A 16460-nucleotide genomic window follows, 5' to 3' on the forward strand; every position below is an offset into this window, starting at 1 on the left:
TCGCCTCAGCCTTCCAGGACGAAACGGACCAGATCCGGGGTCACCTGCGGCTCGGCGCCGAACCAGGCCTTGAAGCCGGGACGCGCCTGATGCAGCAGCATGCCGATGCCGCCGGCCACCCGGTTGCCGCGCGCCTTGGCCTCGGCCAGCAGCGGGGTTTCCAGCGGCACATAGACGATGTCGTTGACGACAGCCGAGACGGGCAGGGCGCGCAAGCTGAGGTCCAGCGCCGGATGGCCGGCCATGCCCTGGGTCGTGGTGTTGACCAGCAGCGACGCACCGTCGAGCGCGGTTTCACGTGAAACCCAATCGACCGCCGTCACGCCACCAAGCCCGACCGCGGCCAGATCCGCCGCCAGCTCTTCGGCGCGGGCGCGGGTGCGGTTGACCAGACGGACCTCCGGCGCACCGGCGTCGAGCAGGGCGACCACCACGGCGCGGGCGGCCCCGCCGGCACCGATCACCACCGCAGGACCCTGCTCCGCCGTCCAGTCCGGCTGTTCGGCGCGCAGATTCTCGATGAAGCCGAAGCCGTCGGTGTTGCCGCCTTCCAGCGCGCCGTCATCGGCCACCACGATGGTGTTGACGGCTCCCATCCGCCGCGCCGTCCCGTCCAGCCGGTCGACGGTGCGGAAGGCGATCTCCTTCAACGGGACGGTGACGTTGCAGCCGCGGAAGCCCAAAGCGGGCAGGGCGCGGATCGCCTGTTCGGCGCGCTCCGGCGCCACCGCCAGCGGCACATAGGCGCCGTCGATGCCATATTGCCGCAGCCAGAATCCATGCAGCCGGGGAGAGCGCGAATGGCCGATGGGCCAGCCCATCACGCCGGCGATCTTCGCCTTGCCGCTGATCGCTCCAGCATTGCTTGCAGAACCCGCCGTCATTCCCCGCCCACTCCATGCACGCGCAGAAAGCCGAGCAGCGGCAGAAGCGGCAGCCCGAGGATGGTGAAGAAGTCGCCCTCGACCCGGTGGAACAGCTGCGCCCCCAGCCCTTCCAGCTGATAGGCGCCGACCGAGTGCAGCACGTCGTCGCCGACGCGATCGAGATAGTCGTCGAGGAAGGCTTCGCTGAAGTTGCGCATGGTCAGGCGGGCGCTGTCGGTCTTGTGCCACATCCGCTCGCCGTCGCGCACCACCACGGCGCAGCTGACCAGCCGATGGGTCTTGCCGCGCAGGTCGAGCAGCTGGGCGCGTGCCGCGGCGCGGTCGGCCGGCTTGTCGAACCAGCGCCCCTCGCATTCCAGCATCTGGTCGGCGCCGACCACCAGCGCGCCCGGATGGCGGCGGGCGATGCGCTGGGCCTTCAATTCGGCCAGGGCCTCGGCGACGGCGTCGGCGGGAACGCCCTCGGCCCGGCCGGCGGCCTTCACCTCGTCCTCGTCGACCAGCGGCTCGTCGAGGATGGCGGGCACGCCGGCCTGTTCCAGCATCGCCGCCCGCGTGCGCGAGCCGGACGCCAGGACGAGCTTGGGAGCCGCGCTCAATTCTTCTTCCCTTCCGGGCTGAAATTGCCGCTCTGGCGGCGGGCCAGCAGCATCATGATCTCGGCCGCGGTCTCTTCGATGGAGCGGCGCGACACGTCGATCACCGGCCAGCCGCGCCGGCTGAACAGGCGGCGTGCCTCCTGCACCTCGGCACGGACCAGTTCGGGATCGGCATAGCTGGAGCCCTCGCCCTGATTCAGCAGCTTCAGCCGGTTGCGGCGAATCTGCACCAGACGGTCGGGATCCTTGGTCAGGCCGACGATCAGCGGCCGGGTCAGCAGGTCCAGCTCGGCCGGCAGCGGGCTGCCCGGCACCAGCGGGATGTTGGCCGCCTTGATTCCGCGGTTGGCCAGATAGATGCAGGTCGGCGTCTTGGAGCTGCGCGACACGCCGATCAGCACGACGTCGGCCTCGTGCAGGTCCCAGTTCGACTGGCCGTCGTCATGGGACAGGGCGAAATCGACGGCGTCGATGCGGCTGAAATATTCGGCGTCGAGGACGTGCTGGCGGCCGGGCTGGCGTTGCGATTCAACGCCCAGGAAGGCGGCGAGCGCGTTGATCAGCGGATCGAGCACGGGGATGCAGGGCACCTGCATCTCGCGGCAGAAATCCTGGAGCCGGCGGCGCAACGTCTCGTCGACCAGCGTGAACATCACCAGCCCGTGGTTGTCCCGGATTCCCTCCAGAACGAGGTCGAGCTGGCGGTCGGTCCGCACCAGATTCCAGAAATGTTCGATCGGCCGCACGTCGTCGAACTGGATGACGCAGGCGCGCGCCACGCTGTTGATCGTCTCGCCCGTCGCATCGGATACGAGATGTAGGTGGAACTCTTTCATCCGTCCCCAACATTCTGTGGAGAATCCGGCCCAGATCTGTGGACAACCGGATTCACCGTCGTTTCGTCCCGGCTGGGGGACTCCTCCTCCCCGATACGGCCAAGCGCGGAACAACTCCGCCGACCGCTTCGGAAGCTGGGAAGATCCGGCCCCGTCCGCCCGGTTATCCACGGGACTCCCGCTCGTCCAGCTATAGCATTTCCGCCGTTTCCTGCGGTAGTGCTCCGAATCGTCCACAGATCCGCACACATGCCCGCACAAGCCCCCGGATCTGTGGACAGATTCTCCGGAATCGGGGATCACCGTTATCCACAGCCATCCACCTCATCCTCTTCCTTTCTCCCTTTAAAAAATATAGTGAAGAAGAGGGGATAAACCCGTCCCGGATTCTGGCGCGGAATCGGCGCCGGAATCGCGCGGGGCTTTTCGGATTCGCATGTCAGGGGAACGCACCGTCTTGTCCGCCACCAGCTCCGACGTCCAGAATCAGGCTTCCAAGCCTGCCCTGAAGCCGATGCTCGCCGCCCTGGCGGGAGAGGTGCGGCAGCAACCGCCCTTCTGGCTGATGCGTCAGGCCGGACGCTATCTGCCGGAGTATCGCGAACTGCGGGCCAAGGCCGGCAGCTTCCTCGACCTCTGCTACAATCCCGACTTCGCGGTCGAGGTCACCTTGCAGCCGCTCCGCCGCTACGGCATGGACGCGGCGATTCTGTTCTCCGACATCCTGGTGGTGCCGCATGCCCTGGGGCAGCCGCTGGCCTATCTGGAAGGGGAGGGGCCGAAGCTGGATCCGGTCCGCAGCGTCGAGGATTTGAAGCGCCTGTCGCGCGACCGCTTCCACGAGATGCTGGCGCCGGTCTACGAGACGGTGCGCCGGCTCTCCACCGCGATCCCCGCCGGCACGACGCTGATCGGCTTTGCGGGCGCTCCCTGGACCATCGCCTGCTACATGGTCGAAGGGGCGGGCTCCAAGGAGTATGCGCACGTCAAGCGCTGGGCCTACGGCGATCCGGTCGGCTTCGGCCAGCTGATCGACCTGATCGTCGAAGTGACCGCCGACTACCTCTGCCGCCAGATCGAGGCCGGGGCCGAGACGGTGCAGCTGTTCGACAGCTGGGCCGGCGTGCTGCCGGTGGCGGAGTTCCGCCGCTGGGTGATCGAGCCGACGCGGCGGATCGTCGCACTGGTGAAGGCGAAGCACCCGGACACGCCGGTCATCGGCTTCCCACGCGGCGCCGGCCACGCCTATGAGGAGTATGTCGCCGGGTCCGGGGTGGACGCCGTGGGGCTCGACACCACCGTTCCGCCGGTGTGGGCCGCACAGACCCTCCAGCCGCGGCTGCCGGTGCAGGGAAACCTCGATCCGATCATGCTGGCGGCCGGCGGCAAGGCGCTGGAGACGGCGACCCACGACATCCTGACGGCTCTGTCCGGTGGACCCTTCGTGTTCAACCTGGGCCATGGCGTCATCCAGTCGACCCCGCCGGCCCATGTGGAGGCGCTGACGCGCATCCTGCGCGACTGGCAGGGCTGAGGGCCTTTCCGCCAGGCCGCGCCTCAAGGGACTGAAAAAGCGACGGCGGGGGTCTGGACAGAGCGGCAGCAACGCTCCAGTTTAGCGGGCACCATGAGCCAGCCATTCCCCCAGACCTCCGCCTCGAATAACACAGCTTCCAATGCCGGCCCCGGCGGTTCGCCGCGCCGCGTCGCCGTCGTGCTGTTCAACCTCGGCGGTCCGGACGCGCCGGAGTCGGTGCGGCCCTTCCTGTTCAACCTGTTCGCGGATCCGGCCATCATCCGGCTGCCGAACCCGTTCCGCTTCCTGATCGCCAGCCTGATCAGCGGGCGGCGGGCGAAGCCGGCGGCGGCGATCTATGCCCAGCTCGGCGGCAAGTCGCCGCTGCTGGAGAACACGGAGGCCCAGGCGGCGGCGCTGGAAGGGGTGCTGGGGGCGGATCCGGCCGTCGCTGGGGCGGAGACCAAGGTCTTCATCGCCATGCGCTACTGGCACCCGATGAGCGCCGAGACGGCTGCCAAGGTGAAGGCCTACGACCCGGATCTGGTCGTGCTGCTGCCGCTCTATCCGCAATTCTCCACCACCACCACGGCGTCGAGCGCCAAGGCGTGGCATGAGGCGGCGCGCACCGTCGGGCTGACGGCTCCGACGAAGCTGCTGTGCTGCTACCCGACCCAGGCCGGCTTCATCGACGGTGCCGCGGACCTGATCCGCCCGCTCTACGAGGCCGCCAAGGCCCATGGCAAGCCGCGCGTCCTGTTCTCCGCCCACGGGCTGCCGAAGAAGGTGGTGGCTGGGGGCGACCCCTATCAGTGGCAGTGCGAGCGGACGGCCGAATCCATCGCCGCGGCGCTGGGCATCGACGATCTGGACTGGATCAACTGCTACCAGAGCCGCGTCGGCCCGATGGAGTGGATCGGCCCCAGCACCGACGCCGAGATCCGCCGCGCCGGCCAGGACGGCGTGCCGATCCTGGTGGTGCCGATGGCCTTCGTGTCGGAGCATTCGGAGACGCTGGTGGAGATCGAGGTCGAATACCGCCATCTCGCCAAGGAGGCGGGGGTGCCGCACTTCACCCGCGTGCCGACGGTCGGGGTGCATCCCGGCTTCATCGACGGGCTGGCCAAACTGGTGCGGCAGACGGTCGCGGGCAGGGCGGCGATCTGCTCGCAGAAGGGCGACCGGATCTGCCCGTCCAACTTCTCCGGCTGCCCGCAGGCGCGGCGCTGAACCGAAACGAAAAAAGGGGACACGCCCGGTGCTGTACGAATGGATCAAGGCGCTGCACGTCATCAGCATCATCGCCTGGATGGCGGGGCTGCTCTACCTGCCGCGCCTGTTCGTCTACCATTGCCAGGTGCAGGCCGGATCGGAGGCGTCGGAGACCTTCAAGGTGATGGAACGCCGCCTGCTGCGCGCCATCATGAACCCGGCGATGATCGCGGCGTACGTGTTCGGCATCGCCATGATCGTGCTGACGCCGGAATGGATGAAGCAGGGCTGGCTGCATGCCAAGCTGCTGTTCGTCCTGCTGCTGACCGCCAGCCACATGATGATGGCCCGCTGGCGCCGGGACTTCGCCGAGGACCGCAACACGCGGCCGCAGCGCTTCTTCCGCATCGCCAACGAGGTGCCGACGCTGCTGATGATCGGCATCGTCATCTTCGTCATCGTGAAGCCCTTCTGACCGGCCCCTTCCGAACCAGGGGGCAGGTGAATCGCCGGCCTTCCATCCCCCGGAAAAAGCGGAATCCGCGACCTTTGCCGGTTCCGCTTTCGTTTGACTTGCGTCCACCGATCCGATAACCATGTCAGGACCACGGGGTTTTCGCCCCGCGGCCTCCCACGCCCACATCTGCCGATCCGACGCTCTGATCTTGAGCCGGGCCTGGTGGCTGGCGAGTTGCTCCCGTGCGGCCATTTTCCGGACGCCCTGGTGCGCACCCGCCAAAGCGCCACCCGCTGCCCACCCGACGCGACCGCGTTGCGGCGTCCGCCGCCCCCAGCCGCCGTCGGCCGGACCCTCCGGCACTCCCCACCTCCAAGGCCACTCCCCCGCATGACGATTTCACAGGCAATCCGATGCATCTCCAAGAGCTGAAGTGCAAAAGCCCCGCCGAACTGCTGGCGTTCGCGGAGGAGCTGCAGATCGAGAACGCGAGCACGCTGCGCAAGCAGGACATGATGTTCGCGATCCTGAAGCAGCTGGCGGAAAACGACATTCCGATCTTCGGCGACGGCGTGTTGGAGGTGCTGCAGGACGGGTTCGGTTTCCTGCGTTCGCCGGAAGCCAATTATCTGCCGGGTCCCGACGACATTTACGTCAGCCCCAGCCAGGTGCGCCGCTTCGGCCTGCGCACCGGCGACACGGTGGAAGGGCAGATCCGCTCGCCCAAGGACGGTGAGCGCTATTTCGCCCTGCTGAAGGTCAACACCATCAATTTCGACGCGCCCGACAAGGTCCGTCACCGCATCAACTTCGACAACCTGACGCCGCTCTATCCGGAAGAACGCATCCGGATGGAGGTCGAGGATCCCACCAAGAAGAACCTCACTGGCCGCATCGTCGACCTGGTGGCGCCGCTCGGCAAGGGGCAGCGCGGGCTGATCGTGGCGCCGCCGCGCACCGGCAAGACGGTGATGCTGCAGAACATCGCCCACTCGATCGCCACCAACCACCCCGAAGCTTACCTGATCGTCCTCCTGATCGACGAGCGTCCGGAAGAAGTGACGGACATGGCCCGCTCGGTCCGCGGCGAGGTCATCAGCTCCACCTTCGACGAACCGGCGACCCGCCACGTCCAGGTCGCTGAAATGGTGATCGAGAAGGCCAAGCGGCTGGTCGAGCACAAGCGCGACGTGGTCATCCTGCTGGACAGCATCACCCGCCTGGCCCGCGCCTACAACACCGTGGTGCCGTCATCGGGCAAGGTGCTGACCGGCGGTGTCGACGCCAACGCCCTGCAGCGGCCCAAGCGCTTCTTCGGTGCCGCCCGCAACGTGGAAGAGGGCGGGTCGCTGACCATCATCGCCACCGCGCTGATCGACACCGGCAGCCGCATGGACGAGGTGATCTTCGAAGAGTTCAAGGGCACCGGCAACTCGGAAATCGTGCTGGACCGCAAGCTCTCCGACAAGCGCACCTTCCCGGCCATCGACATCTCCAAGTCGGGCACCCGCAAGGAGGAGCTGCTGGTCGACAAGGGCACCATGTCGAAGATGTGGATCCTGCGCCGCATCCTGATGCCGATGGGCGTGACCGACGCGGTGGACTTCCTGGTCGACAAGCTGAAGCACACCAAGTCGAACAACGAGTTCTTCGAAAGCATGAACCAGTAAGGTCGCGCCGGATCCGCCCTCTCCTCTGCGGAGGGGGCGGCCTGCCGTCGCGGTACAGAAAAAGGGCGGGGACCTTCCGGTCACCCGCCCTTTTCCTTGTTCGGCTCAACTCGATCCCTTCGGCCGATCCCGCTTGGGATCAGAAGGGCGGCTGCTGCGGCTGTTCGGCCTGCTGGGCCGACTGGCGGTGGTACAGCTCGGCGAAGTCGATCGGGTTGATCATCAGCGGCGGGAAGCCGCCTTCGCGGGTCGCGCTGGAGACGATGGCGCGGGCGAACGGGAAGATCATCCGGGCGCCTTCGATCATCAGGACCGGGCGGTGATGCTCTTCCGGCAGGCCGGGGAACTGGAACAGCGCGCCATAGGCCAGCTCGACCAGGAAGGCGACGGACTCGCCCTGGCGGGCTTCGCAGCGCAGGTTCAGCGTCAGCTCGTAAATGTCGTCGCCGACCTTCTGGCCCTGGACGTCGACGCCGATGTTGACCTGAGGCTGCGGCTGGTTCGGCAGCAGGCTCTGCGGGGCGTTGGGGTTCTCGAAGGAGAAGTCCTTCACATACTGCGCGAGGACATGCATCGGCAGCGAAGACGTCTGCTGCTGCTCGGCGCCGTTGCTCATCTGATCGGACATAACGGACTCCTAATCGCCGGCCCGCTTTCCATCCCCGATCCCGGTAGGGACGGAGGGCAGGGGTCGCAGGCCGACCCGGATGTGAGGTGACAGGGTTTGGTTCGCGACGGTTGTGCCTTCGCCCAACGGGCTGGCTATCATGGATCGGCCGTCCTGCCAACGGAAACCGCCGACGGGAAACCGGCCGCCGGGCAGCGGCTCAGCGCCGCTCGTCCGGACGCTGCCTGCCCCATTGGGAATCGGTCAGCCGCGGCGCGTCGCGATCCTCGCCGGTCCTGTCCTCCGGGGTAACGTCGCGGAAATCCCCATCGATGACGCCGGGCACGCCGGGAGTGGGGCGGAAGGGATCGTCACCGCGGCGCGGACCGCCGGTGCCGAATTCCGCACTGCCGAAACCCTGGTCGCCGCTGGTGGGGCCGCCGGCCGCGCCTCCGAAACCGGGACCGAAGCCCCCGGCTCCGAATCCACCCCGGCCCGTGGTGGTGAAGACCGGCATGCCGGCGCCGATCCGGCTGAACAACCAGCGGCCGATGCCGCGTCGCAGCGGCCGGATCAGCAGCAGGATGCCGAGGATGTCGGTCAGGAAGCCGGGGATGATCAGCAGGACGCCGGCCAGCACCGCGCAGAAGCCGTCGAGCACGGTGCCGATGGGTGCTTCGCCGCGCGCCGCCGCCGCCTGGGCCTTGCTCAGCGAGGCCAGCCCCTGGTGACGCACCAGCAGCACGCCCACCACCGCCGACAGGGCCAGCAGCCCGATGGTCGGCCCGGCGCCGATCCAATCGCCGACCTGGATGAATCCGACGATCTCCAGGATCGGCAGAAGAAGGATCAACAACAGGGGATTCATGGTGTCCTTGCTCTTCGGGCTCGCTGCCCCTATCTAGGTTTGGATAGGTCGACCGGTCGAAAGACTGCCGGCCTCACCCAATTGGCGGTTCAATCGGCAATTACCGGCGGGCAAGCAACACGTAATGCCGAGCGGCCGCAAGGTCCAGAGGCGGGCCGGATCCGCCGGCGATTTCGCCGCAGCCAGACGTTCACGACAAATCGTATCGGAAGGAACAGATGATGGGAGACGGGTTCGTGTTCATCGAGATCGTGATCTTCGCGATGATCGCGGCCTTCCTCGTCTATCGGCTGCGCAGCGTGCTGGGCCGCCGCACGGGGGAGGAGCGGCAGCGGTCCAACCCCTTCACCCCGGCTCCGGGGGCGGCGAAGCCCGACAACGTCGTGAATTTGCCGGAGCGCAACCGGACGCGACCGGATGTCGCACCCGGCGCCGACGTGGTGGTTTCGGACGAGCCGCTGTCGCTTGCCGCCTCCATCGACCAGATCCGGGCCGCCGATCCGACCTTCGACGAGAAGCATTTCCTGGAAGGCTCCAAGGCCGCCTTCGCCATGATCGTCGATGCCTTCGCCCGCGGCGACACCGCGACGCTGCGCCCGCTGCTGGCCGACGACGTCTATGACAGCTTCGCCCAGGTCATCCGCGACCGCCAAGCCGCCGGCGAGCAGCACGAGGCCCGCATCGAGCAGGTCCGCGAGGCCGAGGTGGTGGAGGCGAAGCTGGATGCCGGCCGCACCGCCCGCGTCACCGTGCGTCTGGTCTCCGATCAGGTGAATGTGGTGCGCGACCGCAACGGCGCCATCGTCGATGGCGACCCCAAGGCGCTGGTGGAGAACACCGACGTCTGGACCTTCGCCCGCAACCTCCGCTCCCGCGATCCGAACTGGGCGCTGGTCGAGGTGCGTCCTGTCCAGTGAGGAACGACCGCCAGCAATGACGCATCGTCACCGTACCGGTTTCAGCGCCATCGCCCTCTTCGGGGCGGTGGCGTTGCTGTTTTCGGCCTGCGCGCCCAAGGAGGAGGCCAAGCCGCCGCCCGACGCCCTGACCCTGGCGCCGCTGTCCTTTGCCGATCTGGCCGGCTGGCGCAGCGACCCGGTGGCGCAGGCGGTGCCGGCGCTCGCCCGCTCCTGCGCCCGCTTCAAAAGCCTGCCGGCCGACCGGATCGTCGGGCCGAACGGGGTGGCCGGGACCATCGCCGACTGGCAGGGCCCCTGCGCCCGGCTGGCGGATCTGCCCGCCGGTGACGATGCCGCCGCCCGTGCCTTCTTCGAGCAGAACTTTACCCCCTACGCCGCCGGCAACAACGGTACCCGCGAGGGTCTGTTCACCGGCTATTACGAGGCCGAGCTGGAGGGCAGCCTGCGCCCGGATCCGGCCTATCCGGTGCCGCTCTACCGCCGGCCGCCCGATCTGGTGATGGTCGATCTCGGCGACTTCTCCGACCGTTGGAAGGGCGAGCGCACCGCCGGCCGCGTGGTCGACGGCAAGCTGAAGCCTTACGAGGATCGCGCCGCCATTGTCGCCGGATCGCTGAAGGGCAAGGGGCTGGAGCTGGTGTGGGTGAAGGACCCGATCGGCGCCTTCTTCCTGCAAATCCAGGGGTCGGGCCGGATCCGGCTGGCCGACGGCAGCGAGACGCGCATCGGCTACGCCGCCCAGAACGGCCACAAATACGTCGCCATCGGCAAGGAACTGATCGACCGCGGTGCCTTGAAACGGGAGGAGGTCTCGCTCCAGACCATCCGCGCCTGGCTGCTGGCGCATCCCGACCAGGCGGCGGCGGTGATGAACGTCAACCCGTCCTACGTCTTCTTCCAGACGCTGACCGGCGACGGCCCGAACGGCGCCCAGGGCGTGGCGCTGACGCCCGGCCGCAGTCTGGCGGTCGACTCGAAGTTCATGCCCTATGGCGTTCCGGTGTGGCTGGATGCCGAGGACCCGGTCGATGCCGGGCAGCGGCTGCAACGGCTGCTGGTCGCCCAGGACACCGGCGGAGCGATCCGTGGACCGGTGCGCGGCGATGTCTTCTGGGGCCATGGTGCAGACGCGGAGCACAGGGCCGGCCTGATGAAGAGCCGCGGGAGCTATGTGCTGCTGCTGCCGAAAAGCGTGAAGGTGGCGGCAGGAAGCTAAGGGGCGGGCAGGGCAATCGCCGGGCAATGTTTCACGTGAAGCAGAGGGGCGCCCGACCGGGCGCCCCTCTCGCATTTACAGGATGAACTTCGACAAATCCGCGTTCTTCGCCAGCCCGCCGACCCGCTCGCGCACCAGGGCGGCGTCGATGGTGACGGTCTCGCCGGCGCGGTCGCTGGCGGCGAAGCTGATCTCCTCCAGCAGCCGCTCCAGCACCGTGTGCAGGCGGCGCGCGCCGATGTTCTCCACCGAGCCGTTGATCTCCGCCGCCAGCCGGGCCAGCTCGTCGATGCTGTCGTCGGTGAAGACCAGATCGACCTCCTCCGTCTTCATCAGCGCCTTGTACTGGCGGATCAGGCTGGTTTCCGGCTCGGTCAGGATGCGCTTGAAGTCGTCCTGGCTCAGCGCCTTCAGCTCGACGCGGATCGGCAGGCGGCCCTGCAGCTCCGGCAGCAGGTCCGACGGCTTGGCGACGTGGAAGGCGCCCGACGCGATGAACAGGACATGGTCGGTCTTCACCGGCCCATGCTTGGTCGACACCGTCGTACCTTCGATCAGCGGCAGCAGGTCGCGCTGGACGCCTTCACGGCTGACATCGGCGCCGCGGGCGTCGGAGCGGGCAGAGATCTTGTCGATCTCGTCCAGGAAGACGATGCCGTTCTGCTCGACCGCGCGGATCGCCTCCGCCACCACCTTTTCCTGGTCCAGCAGCTTGTCCGACTCCTCGGCCATCAGCACGGTGTGGCTCTCGGCCACCGTCATGCGGCGGGTCTTGGTGCGGCCGCCCATCATCTTGCCGAACATGTCGTTCAGGTTCAGCATGCCCATTTGGGAGCCCGGCATGCCGGGGATGTCGAAGGTCGGCATGCCGGCCGGCGCCCCGGTGTCGGCGACCTGGATTTCGATCTCCTTGTCGTTCAGCGTGCCCTCGCGCAGCATCTTGCGGAACTTGGCGCGCGTCTCGGCACTGGCGTTGTCGCCGCACAGCGCGTCGAGCACCCGCTCCTCCGCCCGCAGTTCGGCCTTGGCGGCGACCTCCTTGCGCAGCCGCTCGCGGGTCAGGCCGATGGCGGCCTCGACCAGATCGCGGACGATCTGTTCCACGTCGCGGCCGACATAGCCGACCTCGGTGAACTTGGTGGCCTCGACCTTCAGGAACGGGGCCTGGGCCAGCCGGGCGAGGCGCCGCGCGATCTCGGTCTTGCCGACGCCAGTCGGGCCGATCATCAGGATGTTCTTCGGCAACACCTCTTCCCGCAGCCCCTCGGGCAGCTGCTGCCGGCGCCAGCGGTTGCGCAGCGCGATGGCGACGGCGCGCTTGGCCTCGTTCTGGCCGACGATGTAGCGGTCGAGTTCGGAGACGATCTCGCGCGGGCTGAAGGCGGCGGTGTCGGCGGAAACGGATGCGGTCTGGCTCATGGCGATCACAGCTTTTCCAGGGTGACGTTTTCGTTGGTGTAGACGCAGATGCCGGCGGCGATCTTCATCGCCTTGCGCGCCACGGCCTCCGCATCCATCCCGTCGATGTCGATCAGCGCACGCGCCGCCGACAGGGCGTAGGAGCCGCCGGAGCCGATGCCGATCAGCCCGTCCTCCGGCTCCAGCACGTCGCCGTTGCCGGTCAGCACCAGGCTGACGCTCTTGTCGGCCACCGCCATCATCGCCTCCAGGCGGCGCAGGTAACGGTCGGTGCGCCAGTCCTTGGCCATCTCGACGCAGGCGCGGGTCAGCTGGCCGGGATACTGCTCCAGCTTGCCTTCCAGCCGCTCGAACAGGGTCATCGCGTCGGCAGTGGCGCCGGCAAAGCCCGCCATCACCGTGCCGCCGGCCAGCCAGCGGACCTTGCGCGCATTGGCCTTCATCACCGTCGGGCCGACCGAGACCTGCCCGTCGCCGGCGATCACCACCTGACCGTTCTTGCGCACCGACAGGATCGTCGTGCCGTGCCACTGGATGGGATCATGAGGATTGGACGCTGGATAGGTCATGCGGGAACCACGCTGGAGAATGGGAAACGGTCCCGCCGCCCCGGATCCGGGGCGCCGTCGCAGGCGCGTGGACCTTGCAAGTCGTGGCGGCAGGGCATCCGGTCTATGTGGGAGGGGCGCTGTCCCCGTCAAGCATATCGCCGTTTGGCTCATCCTCCTCCCATAGGGACTCGACCGGGCCGTTCCTGCGCGTTTTGCCCGGTTTGGCCGGAGCGGCGGACGGCATGGGGCCGGCCGGATCCGCCCCCAGCCGGTCGAGCAGCGGGCCGAGTGCCAGGAACTCGACCAGACCGGCCGGAGTGGAGATGGAACGGCCGGCGGAGGGCGCGACGCCGACCAGCGCGCCGCTGCCGTCCAGCAGCGGATCGCCCGCCTCGGTCACCGCGGTCAGCAGGGCGGCCGAGCCCAGATCCGCCTGGATCCTGGAGGCACCGAACCCATCGTCGGCCGGCAGCCCGCCGACGATGCCGGCGATCTCCCGTCCCCGTCCGCCGGGGATCGCCCGCACCGGCTCGCTGACGTGCAGGGCCGCGGTGCGGACGGGCAGGGCGGGCAGCCGGGCCGGTACCCGCACCAGGGCGAAGCCGCTGGCCGGGTCGCGCCCGACCACCCAGCCGGTCAGCTCCACCCCGCGGGCGGGCCGGACGGTGACGGTGGGGTCGGATCCGGGCAGCGGGGCCAGCAGCACCGCCTGGACCTCGCCGGCCGCATCGGTCTCGCCGATCACCAGCCCATGCGACCCGCCGACCGGCAGTCTGGCCGATGCGGGCCGGCCGGATCCGGCCCCGGTCCGCAGCAGCAGGCGGCCCGGACGGTACGCCGCCGACCCGGCGGCCAGGGCAGGGGGTGCGGCGTCCGGCGTCAGCGGCGTGGGACCGGATCCGGCCGGCGCCGCCACGGGAAACACGGCCGGCGGAGCCGCCGATGGAGACGGAGACTGGAACTGAGGCTGGGACCGGGGCAGGGCGCCGCCCGACAGCAGGGCGCGGAAGCCGTTGTCGGCGGCGAGCGCCTCGACCGCCGCGGCGAAGGCCTCCTCGACCAGCAGGGTGTCGCCTTGCGGCACGCCGCTCTCCTGCGCGATGGCGCCGGTGGTGACCACACGGTGCACCATCCCGCCGCCGCGGGCGTCGTAGACCGTCCATTCCACCTTGACGCTGCCGGTGCCGGAACTGCCCTTGCTGCTGCCTGTCAGCCAGTTGGTGCGGTGGCACAGCTCCAGCTGCACGTCGCGCAGGTCGCCCTGCACGGTGAAGCGGGCGCGGCTGCGGTTGCCGTCGGGGTTGTCGGGACCGCCGGGCCGGCCGACCACGTCGAAGCCGGCGGCGGTCATCGCCTCGGCGAAGCGCTCGTCGAAGGTGGAGCCGCGCCGCATGTTGACGCCGCTGGTCCAATAGACGTCGTCATAGGGCGGGGCGCAGTCGATGCCCCAGACATAGCGGCCGATCTGCATCCCGCGCCGCATCGACCCGATGGTCAGCTCGCCGAAGCGGAACGGCGCGGTGGTCCCGGCGGCCACCGGCGGCGCCGTCCGGGCGACCGGCGGCGGCGGGGACAGGCTGGCGCATCCGGCCGGCAGCAGGCCGAGAAGCACGGTCAGAACTGCGGCGAAAAAGCGCGGATGGTCGGTCATAAGCGGATATGCACGCAGGAAGTGTAAACAACTCTATCCTGCACACGTTCGTAGGACAATCGTCGGAATGGACAGGCCGCGCATCAATCGTGCCGGATGCTGGCGTGCAGGGATGCTTCCTGCTACAAAACCGCCATGGACCAGACCCCCATCAATGGCGGCCGCCGCGCCTCGATCGAGCGGAACACCACGGAGACCCGGATCCGGGTCGCGCTGAACCTTGACGGCACCGGCGTCTACGACGTCAAGACGGGGGTCGGCTTCCTCGACCATATGCTGGAACAGCTGTCGCGCCACAGCCTGATGGACCTGACGGTCCTGGCCGATGGCGACCTGCACATCGACTACCACCACACGACCGAGGACACCGGCATCGCCATCGGCATGGCGGTGGCGAAGGCGCTGGGCGACCGCAAGGGCATCCAGCGCTACGGCCATTCCTATGTCCCGATGGACGAGACGCTGACGCGGGTGGCGCTGGACTTCTCCAACCGGCCCTACCTGATCTGGAAGGTGAACTTCACCCGCGACAAGATCGGCGATTTCGACACCGAACTGTTCCGCGAGTGGTTCCAGGCCTTCGCCATGGCCGCGGGCGTGACGCTGCACGTCGAGAACCTGTATGGCGAGAACAACCACCACATCGTGGAAAGCTGCTACAAGGCGCTTGCCCGCGCGCTGCGCGCCGGGGTGGAGATCGACCCGCGCAAGCGCGATGCGGTGCCCTCCACCAAGGGCACGCTCGGCGGATCGCTCTGACGGCGGGGACCACGGTCCAGTCCTCCCCCTCTGCCGTCCTATCGGAAGGTTTGTCACGTTCATGGAAACGGTCGCGCTGATCGATTACGGCTCCGGCAACCTGCGCTCCGCCGCCAAGGCGATCGAGCGCGCGGCCGGCGAAGCCGATGCGTCCTACACCGTCCTCGTCACCTCCGACGCCGATGCGGTCCGCCGGGCCGACCGGGTGGTCCTGCCCGGCGTCGGCGCCTTCGCCGACTGCAAGCGCGGCCTGTCGGAGGTGCCGGGCATGCTGGAGGCACTGGAGGAGGTGGTCCACCGCCGCGGCCGGCCCTTCCTCGGCATCTGCGTCGGCATGCAGCTGATGGCGGAGCGCGGCCGCGAATATGGCGTGACCGAGGGGCTGGGCTGGATCCCGGGCGAGGTGGTGAAGCTGGAGCCGTCCGATCCGGCCCTGAAGATTCCGCACATGGGCTGGAACGAGCTGAACATCCGCCACCCGCACCCGGTGCTGGCCGGCCTGCCGGAAGGCAGCCATGCCTATTTCGTCCATTCCTACCAGTTCAGGCTCGCCGATCCCGCCACGCTGGTCGCGTCGGCGGACTATGGCGGGCCCTTCGCCGCGGTGGTCGGGCGCGACAATCTGGTCGGCACCCAGTTCCATCCGGAAAAGAGCCAGGCGACCGGCCTGGCGCTGATCGCCAATTTCCTGCGCTGGAAGGTCTGACGAGATGGCCGAGATCGCCATCGACAAGGTCGATGCGCTGAAGACCGCCGACCTGCACGACCTCTGCGACGCCGCCGACGACGCCATCCGTGCCGGCGGCGGTTTCGGCTGGGTCGAGCCGCCGCCGCGCGACGTGATGGAGCGCTATTGGAAGGGCGTTCTGGTGGTGCCGGAACGGGTGATGTTCGTCGCCCGGCTGGACGGGGTGGTGGCCGGATCGGCCCAGCTGGTCAAGCCGCCGCGCAACAACGAGGCGCAGGCCCACGCCGCCCAGCTGACCACCAGCTTCGTCGCCCCCTGGGCGCGCGGCCACGGCCTTGCCCGCCGCCTGACCGTGGCGGTGCTGGAAGAGGCGCGCGCCGTCGGCTTCAAGGTGCTGAACCTCGATGTCCGCGTGACGCAGGATGCGGCCATCGCGCTCTATGAATCGCTCGGCTTCAAGCGCTGGGGCACCCATCCCTTCTACGCGCTGGTGCAGGGAAAGCCGCTCGCCGGACATTACTACTGCAAGGATCTCGAGCCTGCGCAACAGCCGCCGGCCCCATGAGCGCCAGCCCGACACCGCCAGCCTGACACCGCCTGCCCG

At 68.5% G+C, this 16460-nt stretch carries 17 protein-coding genes; 9 read left to right on the forward strand and 8 right to left on the reverse strand.

Annotation, left to right across the window (positions count from 1 at the left end; translation table 11 throughout):
* Positions 1 to 5: 5 nt before the first annotated feature.
* Genes TSH64_RS06425 through TSH64_RS06435 form a run of 3 tightly spaced genes read right to left on the reverse strand, consistent with a single transcriptional unit; the run spans position 6 to position 2322 of the window.
* Positions 6 to 884, reverse strand: a complete 879-nt coding sequence (locus TSH64_RS06425) for a shikimate dehydrogenase (protein WP_109096033.1) — start codon at positions 882 to 884, stop codon at positions 6 to 8.
* Positions 881 to 1486: a nucleoside triphosphate pyrophosphatase gene (locus TSH64_RS06430; protein ID WP_109096034.1), complete on the reverse strand. Its 606-nt coding sequence runs from the start codon at positions 1484 to 1486 to the stop codon at positions 881 to 883. The genes TSH64_RS06425 and TSH64_RS06430 overlap by 4 nt, the downstream gene beginning before the upstream one ends.
* Positions 1483 to 2322: a pyruvate, water dikinase regulatory protein gene (locus TSH64_RS06435; protein WP_109096035.1), complete on the reverse strand. Its 840-nt coding sequence runs from the start codon at positions 2320 to 2322 to the stop codon at positions 1483 to 1485. The genes TSH64_RS06430 and TSH64_RS06435 overlap by 4 nt, the downstream gene beginning before the upstream one ends.
* A gap of 514 nt (positions 2323 to 2836) precedes the next feature.
* On the opposite strand from TSH64_RS06435, the gene hemE reads away from it, so the two are divergent.
* The 4 genes from hemE (at position 2837) to rho (ending at position 7177) form a co-directional block, all read left to right on the forward strand.
* Positions 2837 to 3856, forward strand: coding sequence for a uroporphyrinogen decarboxylase (hemE, locus tag TSH64_RS06440; RefSeq protein WP_109452354.1), 1020 nt, complete (start codon positions 2837 to 2839; stop codon positions 3854 to 3856).
* Positions 3857 to 3949: 93 nt separating this feature from the next.
* Positions 3950 to 5068 carry a ferrochelatase gene (hemH, locus tag TSH64_RS06445; protein WP_109096036.1) on the forward strand — a complete coding sequence of 373 codons (1119 nt, stop codon included), beginning with the start codon at positions 3950 to 3952 and terminating at the stop codon, positions 5066 to 5068.
* 28 nt (positions 5069 to 5096) lie between these two features.
* The gene (hemJ, locus tag TSH64_RS06450; RefSeq protein WP_098740896.1) at positions 5097 to 5525 is read left to right on the forward strand and encodes a protoporphyrinogen oxidase HemJ; all 429 of its coding nucleotides are present in this window, start codon (positions 5097 to 5099) and stop codon (positions 5523 to 5525) included.
* A 395-nt stretch (positions 5526 to 5920) separates the two neighbouring features.
* Complete coding sequence (rho, locus tag TSH64_RS06455; RefSeq protein ID WP_109052252.1) at positions 5921 to 7177, forward strand: transcription termination factor Rho; 1257 nt, start codon at positions 5921 to 5923, stop codon at positions 7175 to 7177.
* Between the two features lie 139 nt (positions 7178 to 7316).
* Here the strand turns inward: rho and secB are convergent, their stop codons facing one another.
* Positions 7317 to 7805, reverse strand: coding sequence for a protein-export chaperone SecB (gene secB / locus TSH64_RS06460; RefSeq protein ID WP_085086914.1), 489 nt, complete (start codon positions 7803 to 7805; stop codon positions 7317 to 7319).
* A 199-nt stretch (positions 7806 to 8004) separates the two neighbouring features.
* Positions 8005 to 8652, reverse strand: coding sequence for an FxsA family protein (locus tag TSH64_RS06465; RefSeq protein ID WP_109096037.1), 648 nt, complete (start codon positions 8650 to 8652; stop codon positions 8005 to 8007).
* Between the two features lie 221 nt (positions 8653 to 8873).
* Between TSH64_RS06465 and TSH64_RS06470 the strand changes: the two genes are divergently transcribed.
* Together TSH64_RS06470 and TSH64_RS06475 are read left to right on the forward strand one after the other, a co-directional pair.
* Entirely contained in the window at positions 8874 to 9569 is a 696-nt protein-coding gene (locus TSH64_RS06470) for a Tim44/TimA family putative adaptor protein (RefSeq protein ID WP_109452356.1), read from the forward strand.
* A gap of 16 nt (positions 9570 to 9585) precedes the next feature.
* Positions 9586 to 10788 (forward strand): murein transglycosylase A, encoded by a 1203-nt coding sequence (locus TSH64_RS06475; RefSeq protein WP_109096038.1) that lies wholly within the window; start codon positions 9586 to 9588, stop codon positions 10786 to 10788.
* Positions 10789 to 10863: 75 nt separating this feature from the next.
* On the opposite strand, the gene hslU is transcribed toward TSH64_RS06475, so the two are convergent.
* The 3 genes from hslU to TSH64_RS06490 all read right to left on the reverse strand — a co-directional run bounded on the left by hslU (position 10864) and on the right by TSH64_RS06490 (position 14409).
* Positions 10864 to 12207 (reverse strand): ATP-dependent protease ATPase subunit HslU, encoded by a 1344-nt coding sequence (hslU, locus tag TSH64_RS06480; RefSeq protein ID WP_109452358.1) that lies wholly within the window; start codon positions 12205 to 12207, stop codon positions 10864 to 10866.
* Between the two features lie 5 nt (positions 12208 to 12212).
* Positions 12213 to 12776, reverse strand: a complete 564-nt coding sequence (gene hslV, locus TSH64_RS06485; protein WP_098740902.1) for an ATP-dependent protease subunit HslV — start codon at positions 12774 to 12776, stop codon at positions 12213 to 12215.
* 103 nt (positions 12777 to 12879) lie between these two features.
* On the reverse strand, positions 12880 to 14409 hold the full coding sequence (locus TSH64_RS06490; protein ID WP_109096039.1) for a serine protease: 1530 nt from the start codon (positions 14407 to 14409) through the stop codon (positions 12880 to 12882).
* A gap of 135 nt (positions 14410 to 14544) precedes the next feature.
* On the opposite strand from TSH64_RS06490, the gene hisB reads away from it, so the two are divergent.
* From hisB to TSH64_RS06505, 3 genes are all read left to right on the forward strand, one after another.
* Entirely contained in the window at positions 14545 to 15168 is a 624-nt protein-coding gene (gene hisB, locus TSH64_RS06495; RefSeq protein WP_044550958.1) for an imidazoleglycerol-phosphate dehydratase HisB, read from the forward strand.
* Positions 15169 to 15229: 61 nt separating this feature from the next.
* A complete protein-coding gene (hisH, locus tag TSH64_RS06500) occupies positions 15230 to 15874 on the forward strand; it encodes an imidazole glycerol phosphate synthase subunit HisH (RefSeq protein WP_109096040.1) in 645 nt (214 codons plus the stop codon).
* A 4-nt stretch (positions 15875 to 15878) separates the two neighbouring features.
* Positions 15879 to 16421, forward strand: a complete 543-nt coding sequence (locus TSH64_RS06505; RefSeq protein WP_109096041.1) for a GNAT family N-acetyltransferase — start codon at positions 15879 to 15881, stop codon at positions 16419 to 16421.
* The last annotated feature ends 39 nt before the right edge of the window (positions 16422 to 16460 follow it).

It is taken from the genome of Azospirillum sp. TSH64 (genome assembly GCF_003116035.1).
Taxonomy (GTDB): domain Bacteria; phylum Pseudomonadota; class Alphaproteobacteria; order Azospirillales; family Azospirillaceae; genus Azospirillum.